General features: G+C 73.0%; 17 protein-coding genes and 1 tRNA gene. 7 read left to right on the top strand and 11 right to left on the bottom strand.

All coding sequences use genetic code 11. The features are described 5' to 3' along the window. Positions 1 to 405 precede the first annotated feature (405 nt). The 3 genes from ACFQBR_RS30100 (at position 406) to ACFQBR_RS30090 (ending at position 2431) form a co-directional block, all read left to right on the top strand. Entirely contained in the window at positions 406 to 918 is a 513-nt protein-coding gene (locus ACFQBR_RS30100) for an NUDIX hydrolase (protein ID WP_267950204.1), read from the top strand. Between the two features lie 187 nt (positions 919 to 1105). Next, a complete protein-coding gene (locus ACFQBR_RS30095) occupies positions 1106 to 1540 on the top strand; it encodes a hypothetical protein (protein WP_267950203.1) in 435 nt (144 codons plus the stop codon). 87 nt (positions 1541 to 1627) lie between these two features. Then, positions 1628 to 2431, top strand: a complete 804-nt coding sequence (locus ACFQBR_RS30090; protein ID WP_267950202.1) for a DUF2786 domain-containing protein — start codon at positions 1628 to 1630, stop codon at positions 2429 to 2431. Positions 2432 to 2642: 211 nt separating this feature from the next. Here the strand turns inward: ACFQBR_RS30090 and dnaN are convergent, their stop codons facing one another. After that, positions 2643 to 3785 (bottom strand): DNA polymerase III subunit beta, encoded by a 1143-nt coding sequence (dnaN, locus tag ACFQBR_RS30085; protein WP_267950201.1) that lies wholly within the window; start codon positions 3783 to 3785, stop codon positions 2643 to 2645. Between the two features lie 326 nt (positions 3786 to 4111). Here dnaN and ACFQBR_RS30080 point away from each other — a divergent pair. Next, positions 4112 to 4200: transfer RNA gene (locus ACFQBR_RS30080), tRNA-Ser, on the top strand. Positions 4201 to 4525: 325 nt separating this feature from the next. Further along, complete coding sequence (locus ACFQBR_RS30075; RefSeq protein ID WP_344179004.1) at positions 4526 to 4837, top strand: hypothetical protein; 312 nt, start codon at positions 4526 to 4528, stop codon at positions 4835 to 4837. A gap of 89 nt (positions 4838 to 4926) precedes the next feature. Here ACFQBR_RS30075 and ACFQBR_RS30070 read toward each other — a convergent pair whose 3' ends face one another. Together ACFQBR_RS30070 and ACFQBR_RS30065 are read right to left on the bottom strand one after the other, a co-directional pair. Then, positions 4927 to 5856 carry a universal stress protein gene (locus ACFQBR_RS30070; protein ID WP_267947429.1) on the bottom strand — a complete coding sequence of 310 codons (930 nt, stop codon included), beginning with the start codon at positions 5854 to 5856 and terminating at the stop codon, positions 4927 to 4929. 269 nt (positions 5857 to 6125) lie between these two features. Then, positions 6126 to 8000 (bottom strand): MinD/ParA family ATP-binding protein, encoded by a 1875-nt coding sequence (locus ACFQBR_RS30065; protein WP_344179000.1) that lies wholly within the window; start codon positions 7998 to 8000, stop codon positions 6126 to 6128. A gap of 181 nt (positions 8001 to 8181) precedes the next feature. Here ACFQBR_RS30065 and ACFQBR_RS30060 point away from each other — a divergent pair, with 181 nt between their 5' ends. Next, a complete protein-coding gene (locus ACFQBR_RS30060; protein ID WP_344178998.1) occupies positions 8182 to 9156 on the top strand; it encodes an NAD(P)H-quinone oxidoreductase in 975 nt (324 codons plus the stop codon). 32 nt (positions 9157 to 9188) lie between these two features. Continuing rightward, positions 9189 to 9731, top strand: coding sequence for a bacterial proteasome activator family protein (locus ACFQBR_RS30055; protein ID WP_276567181.1), 543 nt, complete (start codon positions 9189 to 9191; stop codon positions 9729 to 9731). Positions 9732 to 9795: 64 nt separating this feature from the next. On the opposite strand, the gene serS is transcribed toward ACFQBR_RS30055, so the two are convergent. The 8 genes from serS to ACFQBR_RS30015 form a co-directional block, all read right to left on the bottom strand. Next, on the bottom strand, positions 9796 to 11064 hold the full coding sequence (gene serS, locus ACFQBR_RS30050; protein WP_267947426.1) for a serine--tRNA ligase: 1269 nt from the start codon (positions 11062 to 11064) through the stop codon (positions 9796 to 9798). A gap of 217 nt (positions 11065 to 11281) precedes the next feature. Then, complete coding sequence (gene pheA, locus ACFQBR_RS30045) at positions 11282 to 12229, bottom strand: prephenate dehydratase (RefSeq protein ID WP_267947425.1); 948 nt, start codon at positions 12227 to 12229, stop codon at positions 11282 to 11284. A 70-nt stretch (positions 12230 to 12299) separates the two neighbouring features. Continuing rightward, the gene (locus ACFQBR_RS30040) at positions 12300 to 13055 is read right to left on the bottom strand and encodes a DUF4446 family protein (protein WP_378554916.1); all 756 of its coding nucleotides are present in this window, start codon (positions 13053 to 13055) and stop codon (positions 12300 to 12302) included. Between the two features lie 36 nt (positions 13056 to 13091). Continuing rightward, complete coding sequence (locus ACFQBR_RS30035) at positions 13092 to 13940, bottom strand: glycosyltransferase family 2 protein (protein ID WP_344178995.1); 849 nt, start codon at positions 13938 to 13940, stop codon at positions 13092 to 13094. Between the two features lie 10 nt (positions 13941 to 13950). Beyond that, positions 13951 to 14307 carry an STAS domain-containing protein gene (locus tag ACFQBR_RS30030; RefSeq protein WP_267947423.1) on the bottom strand — a complete coding sequence of 119 codons (357 nt, stop codon included), beginning with the start codon at positions 14305 to 14307 and terminating at the stop codon, positions 13951 to 13953. A gap of 121 nt (positions 14308 to 14428) precedes the next feature. Further along, the gene (locus tag ACFQBR_RS30025; protein WP_344178993.1) at positions 14429 to 15046 is read right to left on the bottom strand and encodes an ATP-binding protein; all 618 of its coding nucleotides are present in this window, start codon (positions 15044 to 15046) and stop codon (positions 14429 to 14431) included. A gap of 123 nt (positions 15047 to 15169) precedes the next feature. After that, complete coding sequence (locus ACFQBR_RS30020) at positions 15170 to 17230, bottom strand: PAS domain S-box protein (protein WP_344178991.1); 2061 nt, start codon at positions 17228 to 17230, stop codon at positions 15170 to 15172. Positions 17231 to 17307: 77 nt separating this feature from the next. Then, the gene (locus tag ACFQBR_RS30015; RefSeq protein WP_267947420.1) at positions 17308 to 17640 is read right to left on the bottom strand and encodes a rhodanese-like domain-containing protein; all 333 of its coding nucleotides are present in this window, start codon (positions 17638 to 17640) and stop codon (positions 17308 to 17310) included. Positions 17641 to 17649: the final 9 nt, after the last annotated feature.

The raw sequence follows: 17649 nt of genomic DNA, 5'->3' as shown, positions 1-17649 counted from the left end.
GCGACTTCCGCGACGCGCCCGCGTCCCCGCACCCGTGCCGAAAAGCACGAAAAAGCAAAAATCCCCACGGGGAAGGCGATACCGCTTCCGTATATGCTCCCGGTATCCCGATAACGGCACCGCCTCCATTCGTCTCCTCCGGGTCCGGCGCCGGCCTTCGCGCCCGCGCCTCGCGGTCCGCCGCGGCCGTGCCCCCGGGACCCCCGGCTCCCCTCCCCCGCACGAGCCGCCCGTCCGGGCGGCGGCACGCGGTATCCGCCCCGTACAACGGAGAAGTGCTGCGGAGGCCTCCGGGCGGGCCATAGGTTCGGAGGAGCACGGGCATGATCGCCCGTGTCCGATCGTTGTGCACGGGAGGACGGACGTCACCCGTGGTCCGGAAGGGAAGCCGATGTGGAGGACGTGATGCTGGAGGGCGACGGAAACGGCTGGGTCAGTCTGCCCGACGGTTCCCGGCGGTGGGGGGTGTACGGCGCGGCCGGCCTGCTGCTGTACACCACCGACGTGGCCGGAACCGGCCACGTGCTGCTCCAGCACCGGGCCGGGTGGACGCACATGGGCGGGACCTGGGGCATCCCCGGAGGCGCCAGGAACAGGGACGAGACGCCGCTGGAGGCCGCCGTCCGGGAATTCCGGGAGGAGATCGCCGGCGACCTGGGCGAGTACACCCTCGTGGGCGTCCACGAACAGGACCTCCAGGTGTGGCGCTACGACACGTTCCTGGCCAGGGTCGCGGAGATGACGCCGTTCCGGCCGGGCAACACCGAGAGCAAGGAGGTCCGGTGGGTCCCGGTGGACCGCCTGGAGGCGCTGCCCCTGCTGCCCGCGTTCCGCACCGCCTGGCCCCGTTTGTCCGCGGACCTGTCGGCGTCCTCCGACGGGAACCCCGGTGGTCCGGGCACTTCCGCGACCGGCTGATCGTTGCCCCTCCGAGGGCTCCCGTCACCCGGTGCCCTCGCTGCCGCGGATCCGGCGATGTGCCGGGGCGCGGACTCGGGGGTAAGTCAGGGACGGGCCCTGATGCGCGTGGAGCCCCGAGACTGCATGCTGGAGCGGACGGCCCGTCGAAGAGCGGTCGTCACGCGATTCGACTGGAGCAGTGGACATGACGCTGGAGCGCGGTAACGCATTCACTCCCGTCGCCTCGGCGACGATGATCTGGCCCTGGACCACCTCGGTCCTGGGGGGCGCGGCCGGTGGTGCCCTCTTCTTCCTGCTGAACCTGGGCGCCGGCGCCCTCTCGTCCGGGCTGACCGCCGCGGTGATCTTCTTCGCACTGATCGGCGGCGTCGGCGGTGTGATGCGCCAGAAGGCCGACCGCCGGGGCAGGCGCTACGCGGCCACCTACCCCTTCCGCTACGCCGCTGTGCCCGCCGCGGTCGGCGGTGCGGGCTACGCGATCGTCAGCTACGCGACCTCGATCCTGGCCGCCCCGATCGCCGGGCTGTTCGGCGCCCTGTTCGGCGGGTTGCTCGTCGCGGCGGCGATCTGGGTCACCGTCGGGCTCATCGCGATGGTGGTCGGGAACAAGAACGCCTAGGCTCGGTGTTTCCCGCCGGTGGCGGGAACTGGACACTCACCGACGGGAGACAACCGGGCGCCGATGACTGAAGCTGCTCGTCAGAAAATGGTCGAGCGGGTCCGAGGGCTCCTCCGCATGGCGGAGGACCCCTCGGTGACTGACGCCGAGAGCCAGGCGTTCACCGCCAAGGCCGCCGAGCTGATGACCCGCCACGCGATCGCGGAGGCCGAGGCCCGCGCCGAGAGGGGCGAGGAACCGGACGCGATCAGCCGCATGGACTACACCGTCGCAGGGGTGGGCGGCCACGGAAAGGCCCGGGTCCGGGCACTGGCCGACATCGCCGCCGCCTACGGCTGCCAGTCGGCGGTCAGAGGCAACAACTCCGAGAACACCGACCGCGTCATCATCCTGGTGGGGACGGTGAGCGCGCTGGACGCGCTGCGGATGCTGATGCCGTCGATCTCCATGCAGATGGAGTCGTCGGCCAAGTTCATGAGTTCGTCGCACGTGGCGGACATCCGCGAACTGCGCAACTACACCAGGTCGGAGCTGGAGACCGAACGCAAGCGCTACTACCGGTCGTTCGTGCGCGCCTACGGGCGTGCGGTCGCGGAACGCATTCGGGAGTTCCGGGCGCGGTTGCAGGAAATGGCCGCTCCGGGGGGTTCCGACGGGTCCAGTGAGAGCGTCGACGCGGCCCGCGGAGCGGAACTGGTCCTGCTCAACGACGTGAACCGCGTGCGTGAGGAGTTCCAGAAGCAGTTCCCCCAGTTGCGCAAGCACCGGCCGGAGCGTACGCACAGCGCGGCGGGCTACCGCGCGGGGTACAGACGGGGGCGCCAGGCCGAACTCGGGCTGGACACCCCGGTGAGCCGCGGGGGGACGTCCACCCTGGCAGAGGGCGAATAGGGCTCACCGCCCCGCGTTGTCCACAGGCTGTGCACAGAACCGCCCCTCGTGATGTTTTCGCATGTCAAAGCAGAAATGCGAGAGTCCACCAGGGGTGGTTCGGGTGTTCTCTGCAGACGATTACCCCGGGTTATCCACAGGAAGTTCGCCTTCCTGTGGATAACTCTGTGGATAAGGCGCGGCCGACGTGGGAAAAGGCCTCAATCCCTGTTCAGGACACCCGCAACGGTTGCACCAGATAGCGGAAGGACGGGTTCTCCCCCTCCTCGGCGGGAACGTCGGTGAACACGGCGGGTTTCGTCTGCTCGGTGAAGTTGAGGTACGCGGTGTCGGTCTCCACCGCCGTCAGACCGTCCATCAGGTAGTCGGGCCGGAAGGCCATGCGCAGCGGCTCCCCCTCGTAGGAGACCTCGATCGCCTCCACCGCCTGGGCGTCGTCCCCCGAACCCGCCTCCAGGAGGACCTCCCCCTCGGTGAACGCCAGCCTCAGCGGGGTGTTGCGGTCCGCGACCAGCGCCACCCGCTTGACCGCCTCCGCCAGAGGGCCGACCGCCACCTCGGCGCGGGCCGAGAACTCCTGCGGGAACCACGAGGCGTACTTGACGAACTCGCTGTCGATCAGCCGGGTGGTGGTGCGGCGCTCACCGTTCCCGAAGCCGATCATCCCCTCCCCCGGCGACAGGCCCGCACCCCCGCCCGGCGTCCCCGAGGACAGGGCGATGTCCACGTCGGAGCGGTTGACCAGTCCGCGCACGGTGTCGTACAGGGTGCGCGCCGGCACCAGGGCCGCGGTGTCCACGCCCTGGTCGGAGGGGTTCCACCGCAGGTCGCGCACGGCGATGCGGTAGCGGTCGGTCGCGACCACGCTGAGGGAGTCGCCCGTGAAGTCGAGGTAGGCGCCCGTGAGCATGGGAAGCGTGTCGTCCCGGCTCGCGGCCGGGGCCACCTGGCGCACGGCCGTGGTGAAGGCGTCCGCGGACACGGAGCCGATCAGGCCGGGCATGCCGGGCAGGGAGGGGTAGTCCTCCAGCGGCATGGTGATGAGGGTGAAGCGGGCGGCGCCGCCGACGACCCGCAGTTTGGCGCCGTCGGTGTCGATGTGCACCGAGCCCGGGGGGAGGTTGCGCACGATCTCGGCCAGGAGGCGGCCCGGGACGAGGGCGGCTCCGGACTCCTCGGAGAGGACGTCCACGGACGCGCGCGTGGAGACCTCGTAGTCGAACCCGGACAGGTGCAGCGCCGAGCCGTCCCCGGAGACCTCCATCCGGATCCCCGCGAGCACGGGCACCGCGGGACGGGTGGGCAGTGCCCTCGCGGTCCAGGCGACCGCCTCGGCGAACGCGTCGCGATCCACTCGCAGTTTCACGGGTCGGCCTCCTCGTAGGTGTCGTACAGCGTCAACCTACCCAGGGGCTCCGACAAGCGACCTGCCCCGTCACCGGGGGCGGACCTGTGGAGACCCCGGTCGGACCGTGCGGAAGGGGTGGTGCGACCGGGCCCGGACCGGGGGCGCCTCCGCCGTAACGGCGTTCGTGTCCGCCATGCCCCCGCAGTCGCTGGCGGGCGGCCCCCGGGCCCCGCCCTCCCGCGCCGCCGACCACCCCGGAACCGGAGCGGGAGATCCCCGCGAAGCCGCCCGTCCCCGTGGGCTACCATGACTGGCGGAGAGTCACTCTCCCGGGAGGGTTCGCATAGCGGCCGAGTGCAGTGCTCTTGAAAAGCACCAAGTCCTTGACGGGGCTTCATGGGTTCAAATCCCATACCCTCCGCAGAACCCGCAGGTCAGCAGCTTGCGGGAGAGACACAGAAGGCCGGTGGTTCCGGACCGGTGCGCACACGGCGCACACGCCCCGGGGCCACCGGCCTTCCGCGTGTCCGGGTCCGGTCACCGCGCCCGCCTCAGGGCGGAGCGGGCCCGCAAGGCCCCCGTCGACGTGTCGACAGGTCGACGGGGCCCGACCTCCGGAAGGGGGCCCTCCCTCCGCGCAGACAACGACACCTCCGGACAAATCCGTGGACAGTCCGCGGGGCGGTCGATCATGCTGCTTCACGGACGGCGCACCCGGCCGACCGCCCCCGACCCGCGGAGGACTCATGGCATTGGTACGCAAGGGCTCACGCCGTATCAGCGTGGACGGCACGGACTACCGCTGGCGCGTACGCCGCAGGCCGACCTACGCACAGGGGGTGGGTGAGAGCCCCATGACCTTCGCGGCGGAGCTCGCGGACTCCCCCGGACGGGTGCTCGTCGTCGCGACGCCGCACCCGCACCCGGGCCACTACCGGGTGGGACCCGGCGCGGCCGTCCCCGTCACCCCGGCCGTGGTCGCGACCGCCATCCGCCGGGCCCGGGACGAGGGGTGGAGCCCTTCCTCGCCCGGCTCTCCCCACCACCTGACCCTCTGAGGCCGACCCCGTCGGAGCACCGGAACCGGGGGCGGCGGCGTCACGGGCCCCGGGCCGGTCCTCGGGCGCCGGCCCCGGGGCCCGCCGCCCTACTCGTCCTCGTCGGCGTGCCTGGGGAGGACGACCACGGGGATCCTGGAACGGTGCAGCACGCCCTGGCTGACCGAGCCCAGGAGCAGGCCGCGCACGGTGCCCCTGCCCCGCGAGCCCACCACGACGGCGTCCGCGCCCTCGGCGGCCTCCAGGATCGCGCTCACCGGGCTGTTCTGGGTCCGCACCACGCTGACCTCGACGTCGAGGTCCTCGCGCCTCTCGTCGACGACCTCGGCGAGCAGGCCGGCCACCAGTTCCTCGGACTGCCTCTCGAACAGCTCCTCCTGCGGCTGGTACCCGGCGGCGGTCATCGCGACCGGGTCGTAGGGGTAGGGAACCTCCCAGCTGTGGACCACGACCAGTTCGGCACCGCTCTCGGCCGCCAGGTCGTAGGCGAGGCCGAGGGCGCGGCGCGCGGTCTCGGAGCCGTCGACACCGACCACGATCCGGTCCATCGACGTGGTCGCGGGCTTGCCCTTGCGCGAGGGGACGACCACGACCGGGCACGGCGCGTGGGCGGCCACCCGGACGCTGACCGAGCCCACGAACACCGACTTGAACGTGCCCATCCCTCGGGTGCCGACCACGATCAGGTCGTGGGGGTGGCTCTGCCGGATGACGGCCAGCGGCGCCTCCTCCATCGCGGTCACGGCCTCCGTGACCACGGTCGGCCGGAGCTCGCGGACGTGTGCCTCCGCCTCGCCCAGCACACCGGTGGCCTGGCCGTGGATCTCCGGCGTGGGCTCGAACCGCGCGGCGCCCCCGTGGGCCGACACGATCAGCGGCATCCCCAGGGCGTGCACGATGCGGAGCGGGGCGTCCCGCCGGGCGGCCTCCGCCGCCGCCCACTCCAACGCCGCCCGTGAGCCGTCCGATCCGTCGATCCCCACGACGACCCGGGCCGGGCGCACCTCTTTGCCTGCCATAGTTCCCCCTTAGCACTGCGACAGCACTGCGGACCATCTTCGTCGAGTAGACCAGCGCCCCGCCGGAACGGCGCAGGCCGAAGGTCGCCGTTCCGTCCGACCTACGGCCCCGGCGCGCATGCCCGGGACCGGCCCGGGACGGCGGCCGACGGCCCGGCGCGGTACCGCGGAGCACCTGGTGCCCGGATTCCCTCCCCACCATTGTCCGGAAGCGGGTCCCGTAAACCGGAGAGGTGCCCTCCGCGCGTTGTGTCCCGTCCCGACCGTCCTCACCCGCGCCAGGCGAACGCCTCCCCGACCGACGCCGCCAACTGGAGGTAGGCGTCCCGCGTCCCCGGGGCGAGCTGGTCGAGGTCGACCTCGGCGCCCTCCTCGAGGTGGCCGTCCCAGGGCACCCGGACCACGTCGCGGCACCTGCTCGCGAAATGGCCCTCCAGCCGGTTGAGGTCGACGCTGCTCTTGCTGTTGGACCGCACCATCGACAGCACCACGACGGCGCCGCGCACGAGCGGCCCGTGGCCGTGCGCCTCCAGCCAGTCCAGGGTGGCGCTGGCGCTGCGGGCCCCGTCCACGGAGGCGGAGCTGACCAGGACCACCTGGTCGGCGAGCCCGAGTACCCCGCGCATCGCCGAGTGCAGGAGGCCGGTGCCGCAGTCGGTGATGCAGATGGAGTAGAAGTGCTCGACTATCCGGGCCACCTCGCGGTAGTCGCCGTCGCTGAACGCCTCGGAGACGGCGGGGTCGCGGTCGGAGGCGAGGATCTCCAAGCGGCTGGGCGACTGGGACGTGAACCCGCGGATGTCGGCGTAGCGCGACACGAGGTGGCGCTCGTTGAGCAGGTCGCGGATGGTCGCGGCGGTCTCCAACCGCACCTTGTCCGACAGCGTGCCGCGGTCGGGGTTGGCGTCCACGGCGAGGACCCGGTCGCCGCGCAGCGAGGCCAGGGTCGCGCCCAGCGCGACCGTGGTGGTGGTCTTTCCCACCCCTCCCTTGAGGCTGAGCACCGCCACCCGGTGGTGCCCGGTCGCGACGGGGGTGCAGGCGCGGGCCACCAGTTCGCGCCGGCGCAGGACCTTGGCGGACTCCCCCGGGTTGACGAGGCCGAGGGTGGCGGAGTGCACGGCGCGGCGCCAGCCGCCGCTCGGCCCCTGGCGCCGGTTGCGCACCAGCGTGGCCGCGTTGAGGGCGTCGGCGGTCTCCCCCTCCTGGTCGGGGCGCCTCTGGGCCTGCTGCCCGGAGGGGCGCGCGGGCGCGGGCGCGAGTCCGGCCCGCGGGCCGGTGAGGGTGGGCGGGGGTTCGGGGCCGCGGCGCGGCAGCGGCTCGGACCGCACCGGGCCGGGGTCGGAGGGCCCCGCCCCCGCGGGACGGAGGGGGTCGGTGCGCTCGTCGTCCGCCCACGGGCCCGCCACCGGCCCGGGTTCGGGGGCCGGCTCCGGGGTCCGTGTCGGGGTCCGCGTCGGCCCCGACCCGGCTCCGAATCCGTCGGCCCCGTGGCCCGGCGCCGGTCGCGCGTCCGGTGCGGAGTCCGGTCCCGGGGTCCCGTCCGCCCCCGGGACCGGGCCCGCACCGGTTTCCGTGCCGTCCGCCCCGGAGGGGTCCGGGCGTTCGGTGTCGAGCGGCGGTAGCTGCTCGGGCTCGGGGACGTCGGAGTCGCCCCGGAGCCTGCGCGGTGCGAGGGGGTCCGGCCCCCCTCCGCCCGGTCGGGCGGGCCTCTGGGGTCGCTGGGGGCGCTGCGGCCGCCGGACCGCGCCCGGCAGGAGCCGGACCGTGGAGCTCCGCGTCTCGTCGTCGGAGTCCGCGGTGTCCTCCGGGGCCTCGGGGCGTTCCGGGGCCCCGGGCCCGCCCGGACCGTCGTCCGCGTCCGGCGGCGGCGCCTGGTAGCCGGTCCCCGGCAGCGGGGGAGGCGCGTCCTCGGGCAGCCGGGCGTAGGGGGGCGGGGGCGGGGCCGCCCCCTCGAACCCGCCGAACCACTGCTCCCTCGGCGTGGGTGCGGGCGGCTCCGGAGCGGCTTCGGCGGACGGTTCGCCGGTCCCCTCGGCGCCCTCGTCCGTACCCTCCCAGAGGGACTCGGGCCTCTCCTCGGCCTCCGAACCCGTGCCCGCCTCGGAGCTGCGACCCGTCCCATGCTGTTCCTGGTGTGCCACCGGAGTTCTCCTGCGTGAAGGGGGTGTGCTGTGGAGGAAGGGACACTCCACAAGGGAGAGGCGGGATCCGCTTCCTGGTGTCACTCATACCCGCCCCACCCCAGGGAAGCATCCCCCGGGGGTCGGTGGAGAGGGCAATCCGTAGCACCGTCCCTGAACCTCCCCGGGTACTGTCTGGCTCATGCACGCGATCCGTATCACCGCACCGGGAGGACCCGAGGTCCTCGCCTGGTCAGAGGTTCCCGACCCCGTCGCAGGAGAGGGGGAGGTCCTGGTGGACGTGGCCGCCGGCGCGGTCAACCGCGCCGACGTCGCGCAACGGCAGGGCACCTACCCGCCCCCACCCGGCGCCTCCGAGTACCCGGGCCTGGAGTGCTCGGGCACCGTGGCCGCGCTCGGCCCCGGCACCGAGGACTCCGGATGGTCCGTGGGCGACCCCGTGTGCGCCCTCCTGTCCGGGGGCGGCTACGCGGAGAAGGTGGCCGTCCCCGTGGGGCAGCTGCTCCCCGTGCCCGAGGGCGTCGGCCTGGCCGAGGCCGCCGCCCTGCCCGAGGTGGCCGCCACGGTGTGGTCCAACCTCGTGATGGTCGGCGGACTGCGCGCGGGGGAGACCGTCCTCGTGCACGGCGGGGGCAGCGGCATCGGCACCTTCGCCATCCAGTTCGCCCGGGCCCTGGGCGCCCGCGTGGCGGTCACCGCGGGCAGCGAGGAGAAGCTGGCCCGCTGCCGCGAGCTGGGCGCCGAGATCACCGTCAACTACCGGACCGAGGACTTCGCCGAGCGCATGCGCGAGGAGGGCGGCGCCGACCTCATCCTCGACATCATGGGCGGCTCCTACCTCGACGCGAACCTGCGTTCGCTGGCGACGAACGGCCGCATCACGATGATCGCCCTGATGGGAGGCCGCCGCGCCGAGGCCGATCTGGGGCGTATGCTCGCGAAAAGGCTCTCCGTACACGCGACGACGCTCCGCTCCCGTCCCCTGGACGAGAAGGCGGCCATCGTCGCGGGAGTACTGGAGCAGGTGTGGCCGTTGGTAGAACAAGGAGCCATCCGCCCCGTCGTGGACCGTTCTGTACCGATGCGGAACGCGGCGGAGGCGCATCGCGTCATGGAATCGAGCGCGCACACCGGAAAGATTCTCCTCACCCTCTGACGGCGTGCCGGTACATCCACGTAAGGGAACTGATGAGCAGCGCAGACGACCAGAAGGACGAGCCCCAGGTACTGGTCATGGGGGTCGACCAGCACGACGGGGCCGACGACGACGGCGCGGAGGAGCCCCGCTCCCTCGCCGACATGGTGGAGCAGCCCGCCAAGGTGATGCGGATCGGCAGCATGATCCGCCAGCTCCTGGACGAGGTGAAGGCCGCTCCGCTGGACGAGGCCAGCCGCACCCGCCTCAAGGAGATCCACACCTCCTCGATCAAGGAGCTCGAGGACGGCCTCGCCCCCGAGCTCATCGAGGAGCTGGACCGGCTGACCCTGCCGTTCGCGGACGGGTCGGCGCCCAGCGACGCGGAGCTGCGCATCGCCCAGGCGCAGCTGGTGGGCTGGCTCGAGGGCCTGTTCCACGGCATCCAGACGACCCTGTTCGCCCAGCAGATGGCGGCCAGGGCCCAGCTGGAGAACATGCGCAAGGCGCTGCCGCCCGGCCTCTCCGGCCTCCAGGCCCAGGACGGCCCGTCCGTGGCCGGCGACGAGCCGCACGGATCCGGCCCCTACCTGTAGCCAGGGCCCCGAACGCGAGGAGCCCCCGCCCTTTGTGGGCGGGGGCTCCTCGCGTACACGGGTGCTACTTGGCGTTCACCGGCTCCAGGACGTCGAGGCCCAGGAAGGGGCGCAGTGCCTCGGGGACGACCACGGAGCCGTCCGCGCGCTGGTGGTTCTCCAGGATGGCGACGATCCACCGTGTGGTGGCCAGCGTCCCGTTCAGGGTGGCGGCGAAGCGGGGCTTGCCGTCCTCCCCCCGGAACCGCACGTTGAGGCGCCGGGTCTGGAAGTCGGTGCAGTTCGAGGTGGAGGTCAGCTCGCGGTAGGTCTCCTGGGTGGGGACCCACGCCTCGCAGTCGAACTTGCGGGCGGCGCTGGTGCCCAGGTCGCCCCCGGCGATGTCCACCACGCGGTAGGGCAGCTCCAGCTTGTCGAGCATCTCCCGCTCCCAGGCGAGGAGCCGCTCGTGCTCCTCGTGCGCCCGGTCCGGGTGGGCGTACACGAACATCTCCACCTTGTTGAACTGGTGGACCCGGATGATGCCCCTGGTGTCCTTGCCGTAGGAGCCGGCCTCGCGGCGGAAGCACGTCGACCAGCCCACGTACCGGTTGGGCAGGTCGTCGGCGGCCAGGATCTCCCCGGCGTGGTACCCGGCCAGCGGCACCTCGGAGGTGCCCACGAGGTACAGGTCGTCCGCGGCCAGCCGGTACACCTCGTCGGCGTGCTCGCCGAGGAAGCCGGTGCCCTCCATGGTCTCGGGCTTGACCAGGACCGGCGGAATCATCGCGGTGAAGCCCGCGGCCACGGCCTGGTTCATCGCCATGTTGAGCAGTGCCAGCTCCAGCTGGGCGCCCACGCCGGTGAGGAAGTAGAAGCGGGATCCCGAGACCTTGGCGCCGCGCTCCATGTCGATGGCGCCGAGCATCTCGCCCAGCTCCAGGTGGTCGCGCGGGGTGAAGTCGAACTCGCGCGGCGTCCCGACGGTCTCCAGGACCCGGAAGTCGTCCACGCCGCCCTCGGGCGCGTCCGCCTCCACGATGTTGGGGACGCGGGCCAGGACGGCGGCGAGCTCCTCGGCGAGGCGGCCGGCCTCGGCCTCGGCCTCCTTGACCTCGGCCGCGAGCGACTTGGCCTTGGTCAGGAGCTCCTCGCGGTCCTCCGCGGAGGCCTTGGAGACGGACTTGCCCACACTCTTCTGCTCGGCGCGCAGCGTCTCGAACCGGGTCAGCGCGGCGCGGCGGCCGGAGTCGAGTTCGAGCAGCCGGTCCGCGACGGAGGGGTCCTCCCCGCGGGCGCGCTGCGAGGCGCGGAGTCGTTCGGGGTCTTCTCGAAGAGCGCGAAGGTCGATCACGTCTTGCAGGTTACCGCCCGGGCTCGGCGGCGGTCACATCGTTTCCCCGGACCGCGCCGCCGACGCACGGCGGCGGCTTCCCCGCCCGCGTGCGGGGGGGACCTCGTTCTTCGGCATCCTGGTGGGGAACATCGCCCGGCCTCCCCGCCCTCGTGCGGGGGGACCGCTGTGGAGGAGGCCGCCGCGGGGCCGCCGGCCGGGACGGCCGGCGCGGTCGTCAGTCGACGTGTCCGGCACGGATGCGCGCCAGCCACTGCTCCGCCTCCGCGAACTCCGCGTCGGTGGCCGGACGGGGCCGGAGCGGGGGGTCGGTCTCGACGGCCTCGCCGCCCCGCGGGTAGCTGCCGAGGAAGCGCACGTCCCGGCAGACCCTCCGGATGCCCATGAGGGCCTCGCCGACGCGGGCCTCGGCCACGTGGCCCTCCGCGTCGATGCAGAAGCAGTAGCTGCCGAGCTTGTCCCCGGTGGGGCGCGACTCCAGCCGGGTGAGGTTGACCCCGCGGACGGAGAACTGGCTGAGCACCTCGATCAGGGCGCCGGGGTGGTCGTCGGAGATGAAGGCGACCAGCGAGGTCCGGTCGGCCCCGGTGGGCGCGGAGACCGCGCCGGGCCTGGACAGGTAGATGAACCGGGTGGCGGCCCCGCCGCGGTCGCCGATCCCGACGGCGAGCGCGTGCAGCCCGTACCGCTCGCCCGCGATCACCGCGCAGATCGCCGCGTCGTAGGGAGCGCCGGGTTCGGAGACCGTGCGGGCGGCGGCGGCGGTGGAGGAGACCGTGTGCGTTTCCGCGTCGGGCAGCCGTCGGGCGAGCCAGCCTCGGCACTGGGCGAGGGCGTGGGGGTGGGTGGCCACCCGCTTGACGTCCTCCAGGACGGTGCCGGGCCGGGCGAACAGCGCGAACTCGACCGGGATCGCCGTCTCACCGGTGATGAGGAGCGGCTCCCCGTTGACGAGCTCGGCGATGGTGGCGGTGACGCCGCCCTCCACCGAGTTCTCCAGCGGGACGACGCCGCCGTCCACCGTGCCGGTCCGGACGGCGTCGAAGACCGCGGCGACGCCGTCGCACGGAACGCGCGCCCCGTCGGGCGCCTCGGGGCGCAGCGCGCGCAGCGCGGCCTCGGTGAAGGTGCCCTCGGGGCCGAGGTAGGCGTAGCGGTTGGGCATGGTGCCAGGCTATACGGACCGGTGGGCGGCGCGTGGCCCCTGGGGACACGCACGTCGGCCGGGCGGCGGGTCACCCGCGGGCGGAGGTGCTCCCGTCCACCTTCTCCTTCAGGGAGCCCGCGCCCCCGGACGTGCGGCCGGCGCGCGCCGCGGCCTCCGGAACGCCGTCCCCCGCGTCCCCGACCGAGGCGCGGATCCCGGCTCCGTCCTCCTGCCCGGAGCCCTCCCCGTCCCCGGAGCGGTCGTCCGCGTCGCAGCCCTCCGCGTCGTCCAGGTGGTCCGTGTCGTCCATGTCCTCCACGGCTGACAGCACCGTGACCAGGGAGTCCGCCTCGGGCTCCGCGCCGCTGCCGTCGGAGCCGGCCACCGCGGCCCCGGCAGCCGCGGTCCCGACCGGGTCCACCGGAGCCGAGGGCGCGGGCACGAGGGCGCCGACGCCGTTGCCCAGCCGGGCCGACCGGACCACGCGGTCCTCCTCCGGGCTGAGCAGGACGCGGCCCTCGCCGCGCACGACGGCCTTGGCGTAGGTGCGCGACTCGGTGCGGCCGTTGATGGAGGTGAGGACGACCCCGTCGCCCTGGCCGTTGAGCAGTGCGAGGGAGAAGGAGCGGGCGCCCGACATCTCCTCCAGGGCGTCGTAGTGCAGTACGGCCACGTCACGGACGGCGAACGGGTCGACGCCCGAGGCGCCCACCGCGGCCGTGCGGGTGGCCAGGACCTGGGTTTCGTCGCCGAGCGCGCGGGCCCTGTTCAGGGCGTATCCGCCGAGGGCGAGTCCGCCCAGGCCGGCGATCAGACCCAGCGAGGCAATGAGCGTAGTGAACACAGCGCGAGCGTATCGCTACGCAACGCACCTATGGTGTCACTCCTGGCTATTTCCCCGATCCCTGTGCCCGAATTTTCGCGACATTTGCCGTCGCGTGAACGTCGTGCGCCCCAGGGCCCTGTCCCATCCGCGCCGGACCGCGGGCCGGAACCCCCTGGCCATCAGGGCCCTCGCCACGTCCGTGAACTGGTGCGCGCGGTGCATCTGCGCCCTGAGGTCGGTGCCGGTGGCCCGGTGCTCCAGCGGCACCTCCACCTCCTCCACGCGGAACCCCGCCCGGAGCACGTCGATGGTGAGGCCGGTCTCCACCCCGAAACCGGGCGCCAGCGGCCTGGCCGCCTCGAAGGCCGCGCGCGTCAGGCAGCGCTGGCCGTTGAGCGGCTGCTCGGGCTCCCAGCCCGTGGCCCGGCTGACCCCGCCCCGGGCGAGGCGCACCACGAAACCGTGGCCGCCCAGGCGCATGCGGGTGGCGGGGAAGAGCGCGATGGTCATGTCGGCCTTCCCCGTGCCGACCGGTTCGATCAGCGGGGCGGCCCCCGAGGCCGTGCCCTCCAGGTCGGCGTCGAGGAACAGCAGGTGCCGGGGCGGGCGGCGCGTACCGGCTTCCGCCTCGTCCTCCTCGATGAGCCGGACGCCCTCGGCGCCCGTCTCCATCGCCGCTCCCTTGCCCCGGTTGCGGCTGTGCCTGAACACGCGCGCGCCGGCCCGGAGCGCGACGTCCGCCGTCGTGTCCGCGGAACCGTCGTCGACCACGACGACCAGGTCGACACCGGGCAGGTCGCGGGCGGCGCGCACGGTGCAGCCGACCCGTTCGGCCTCGTCCTTGGCGGCGATCACCACGGCGACCCCGGTCTCCTCCGGGCCGCCGGCCTCCCCCTCGCGCACCTCGCCCCGTCTACTGGGCCTTGCCGGTCCCCGCGGCCACCGGCAACGCGTCGAGATCGGCGTGGATGACGAACACCTCGACCAGTCCGGTGACCTCCAGGACCTTCATGACGGCCGGTTTGGGCGCCACGAGCTCCAGTTCACCGCCCTTGTCACGGGCGCGCTTCATGGCGGAGAGCAGCACGCTGATGCCCGTCGAGTCGCAGAACTCCGTCCGCGACATGTCGATGACCAGCCGCCGCGCCCCGTCCTCCAGGGCTCCGACGAGCTCGCTGCGCAGCTGGGGCGCCGTGTACAGGTCGATCTCACCGCCCACGGTTACCACCGCGACGTCTTCTTGAGATCGGCTTGATATCTTCAACTCCACGGACGTGACTGTAGCGCCCCGTCCACCCCCGGGCCACTTCGGTGACGGTGTGTTGACGGTGTTTCGCTACATCGGTCACGTTCCTCCGGGTGCCGACGCCGGAGTCCCCTCGCGGGGCGCCTCAGAGCAGCGCGCTCCGGGCCCGCTGGTCGTCACGGAGGTGGAGGCGCAGCTCGACGACGTCGGCGGCCCTCCGGTCCACGAGCTGGTCGACGACACCGCAGCCGCGGTCCGTGTCCGTCCCCCGCTCCGCGCGGCCGACGTCGTCCGCGGAGAGCTCCAGGACCGCCCACACCGTGGTGGTCGTCGCGTCCATCTCGGTGCCCCAGCGGCCCGACAGGGTCTGGACGATGCCCAGGCCCCGGCCGCCCAGCCCGGACACGGAGGGCATCGCCACCCGGGGCATCGTGCTGGACCCGCCGTCGCGCACCGAGATCTCCACCCAGCCCCCGGGGCGCGGACCGCGGTCCACCTCGACCCTCCAGGACACGCCGACGGAGTTCTCGGGGTTGCCCGGTGTGGGCAGGGGGCTGGCGTGGCGGAGGGCGTTGCTGACGAGTTCGCTCAGAACGAGGGCGGCGTCGTCGACGCGGTCCTCACCGAGTTCCATCGCGTGCAGGTCCCCGCACAGCCGCTGCCGGGCTCCCGCCACGCTCGCGGGGTCGTAGGGGAGTACGACGCTCCGCTCGACCTTCTGCGGGCGGTCCCCGGAATCACCTGGGGTGCTGTCACCTGACACGTTCTGTCCCTGCGCGTTCGTGCTCTCTCGGGCGGACCGGAACCCGCCCGAAGTGTGGCAGCGAATTCCACCAGGGGTGGAAATGCCCCGATCACCTCGGAAGGAAACCCACGTCGAGATGAATCACGGGGTGGGGCTGGCGCTCCGGCGCACGGATCGCTGTCGTGACAGGGATTCGGGGGTTGAAGAGGTTTTTGTAGTTTTTTGGGACGCAGGTGGCTGGTGGGAGATGTCTGTCACCCGTGCCCCACCAGTGACGCCCGTGCGCACCGCGGCCGCCACAGGGGACTCCTCCGCCCCGGCGTCCTCTCCCTCCTCGGGATCCGGCGCCTCGCCACGGTGCAGCGGCACCGTGAAGCGCATCCTGGTCCCCCGCTCCAACCGCTGGGCGGTCACGTCCCCGCCCTGGTCGCGGGCCAGCTGCCGCACGATGTACAGACCCAGCCCCAGCCCGCCGAAACCGGTCTCCCCGTCCCCGCGCGCCCCCGCCTGCACGAAGCGGTCGAAGATCCGCTCCTCGTCCCCCGGGCGCAGCCCCACGCCCTCGTCGTCCACGGTGACCGCGACGGCCTCCTCCTCCGCCCGGGCGGTCACGTGCACGTGGCCGCCCTCCGGCGAGAACTTGAGGGCGTTGTCCAGCAGCTGGTCCATGATCATGCCCGTGGCCAGGGAGTCCCCCGCCGTCGCGGGGAGCTCGTCGGGCCCGTCCAGGGAGACCTCGTGCCGGTCCGAGAGCGGCCGGAACGCGCTGACCGCCTGCCTCAGCACGTCGAGCAGGTCGAACCTGTCCCGGCTGACCCGGATCTCCCCGCGCGAGACGTCCGATCCCAGCTGGAGCCGGTCCACGAGGGTCACCAGTGCCGAGGACCGGTCCGCGATGGTGCCGACCGCCTCGTACTGGGAGTCCGGGGTGAGCCGCGCCCACTTGCGCATGAGGGTGGTCGCGTAGCCGTGGATCACCGTGATGGGGGTCCGCAGCTCGTGGCCGCTGGTGGCCAGGAAGTCCTCGCGCTCCTCCTCCATGGCCTTCTGCGCGGTGATGTCGCGGAAGTCCACCACCCACTCGTGGGTGCGGGGGATCCTCGCCATGAGGATCTCCAGCCAGCGGCCGTCCTTGAGCTTGTGCTTGACGGGCTGGCCGTGGCACGCGGGCAGGGGGAAGGGCGGGTGCCGGCCCTCGACCGCCTCCAACGGGTAGCCGGTCAGCTCCACCGCCGAGCGGTTCCACTTGCGCACCCGGCCGCCGAAGTCCAGCACGGCGATCCCGTCGGCGCTGGAGTCGGCCACGGCCTGTTCGTGGACGCGCTGGAGGTTGAGCTCCTCGTAGGCCAGGGCGTTGCCGATCGCCACCCCGGCGTGCGCGGCGAGGAGTTCGAGCAGTTCCAGCTCGATGTGCCCCACCTTGCGCTGGCTGTAGAGCGCGTAGAGGGCGCCGTACGGGCGGCCGTGCACGTTGGTCACGCACAGGGCGATGGTGTGGAGGCCGGGGAGGTCGGCCCAGACCAGGTCCTGGAGGCCGCGGGTGTCCTCGTTGGCCAGCAGGACGGACTTGCCGCTGCGCAGCAGCTCCCCGAACAGGCTGTCCTCCAGCGGGGCGGTGAACCCCTGGAGCTCGTCGGACAGGGCCGAGATGCTCACCAGCTCCACGCGGTCCTCGTCGAGGAGGACGAACCCTCCCGCGTCCGCGCCGGTCAGCTCGGTGATGCCCCGGGAGATCCGGTCGAGCACCGACTTGAGGCTGAGGTCCGCGTTGATGTCCACGACCACGTCGGTGAGCCGGCGCACCAGCCTGGCCCGCTCCATGGCCGAGCGCTGCGCCTGCACGTCGTTGTCGGAGGGGTGGAGGTTGAGCACCCAGCCGAGGAACCGGCCGTCGGCCCCGGCCACCCGGTTGGCGCCGATCCGGACGTCGAGGACCGTGCCGTCCCTGCGCACCCGGCGCGTGTACACCGCCAGCGGGTTCCCGGCGCGCACCTGTTCGAGCACCGCGCCGTGCTCGCCCTTCAGCTCGGCGGGGACGATCGGCAGCTCGCCGCCGAGCACCTCGTCCGCGCTCCAGCCGAACATGCGCTCGGCGGCCGGATTCCACACGGTGACCCGGAGCTCGCTGTCGAGACCGACCACCGCGTCCGCTGACGAGGCCAGCACGGCTTCGGCGCTGAGGGGCGCGCGCTCGGAACTCACGACGTCATAGTGCCACCCGAAAGCCGCCGAGTGGCAGGGCTTTGCACAATCCGATCAAATTCCGCCCCGAAGGAGACTCACAGGACCCTCGGCTCCTCGCCGGAGCCCGCCTCCATGGCGCGCCCGGCGTGCTCCCAGGCCCGCATCCCGCCGGACACGTTGACCGAGTCCCAGCCGGCCTGGTTCAGCGCCGCGACGGCCTGGGCGGAGCGGCCGCCGACACGGCAGACCACGTAGACCCTCCTGTCCTGCGGGACCTCGGAGGCCCGCTGCCCCAGCTCCCCGAGCGGGATGTGGACGGCCCCGGGCGCGCGGCCCGCGTTCCACTCGTCGTCCTCGCGGACGTCGAGCAGGTAGGCGCCCTCGGGCACCTCGGTGGCGCCGGTCTCCGGAACACCGTTCCCGAACATTGTGACCCC

Origin of the sequence: Nocardiopsis tropica (genome assembly GCF_042660575.1) — a bacterium.
In the GTDB taxonomy this organism is placed as follows: Bacteria; Actinomycetota; Actinomycetes; order Streptosporangiales; family Streptosporangiaceae; genus Nocardiopsis; species Nocardiopsis tropica.
The sequence above is the reverse complement of the archived record's forward strand: the minus strand, read 5'-3'. Positions and strand labels throughout refer to the sequence as shown.

Excerpts from the sequence above, each read along its gene's own strand:
- ACFQBR_RS30100 (WP_267950204.1), top strand. The coding sequence starts at position 406 with ATGCTGGAGGGCGACGGAAACGGCTGGGTCAGTCTGCCCGACGGTTCC.
- ACFQBR_RS30095 (WP_267950203.1), top strand. The coding sequence starts at position 1,106 with ATGACGCTGGAGCGCGGTAACGCATTCACTCCCGTCGCCTCGGCGACG.
- ACFQBR_RS30090 (WP_267950202.1), top strand. The coding sequence starts at position 1,628 with ATGGTCGAGCGGGTCCGAGGGCTCCTCCGCATGGCGGAGGACCCCTCG.
- ACFQBR_RS30075 (WP_344179004.1), top strand. The coding sequence starts at position 4,526 with ATGGCATTGGTACGCAAGGGCTCACGCCGTATCAGCGTGGACGGCACG.
- ACFQBR_RS30070 (WP_267947429.1), bottom strand. The coding sequence starts at position 5,856 with ATGGCAGGCAAAGAGGTGCGCCCGGCCCGGGTCGTCGTGGGGATCGAC.
- ACFQBR_RS30060 (WP_344178998.1), top strand. The coding sequence starts at position 8,182 with ATGCACGCGATCCGTATCACCGCACCGGGAGGACCCGAGGTCCTCGCC.
- ACFQBR_RS30055 (WP_276567181.1), top strand. The coding sequence starts at position 9,189 with ATGAGCAGCGCAGACGACCAGAAGGACGAGCCCCAGGTACTGGTCATG.
- pheA (WP_267947425.1), bottom strand. The coding sequence starts at position 12,229 with ATGCCCAACCGCTACGCCTACCTCGGCCCCGAGGGCACCTTCACCGAG.
- ACFQBR_RS30015 (WP_267947420.1), bottom strand. The coding sequence starts at position 17,640 with ATGTTCGGGAACGGTGTTCCGGAGACCGGCGCCACCGAGGTGCCCGAG.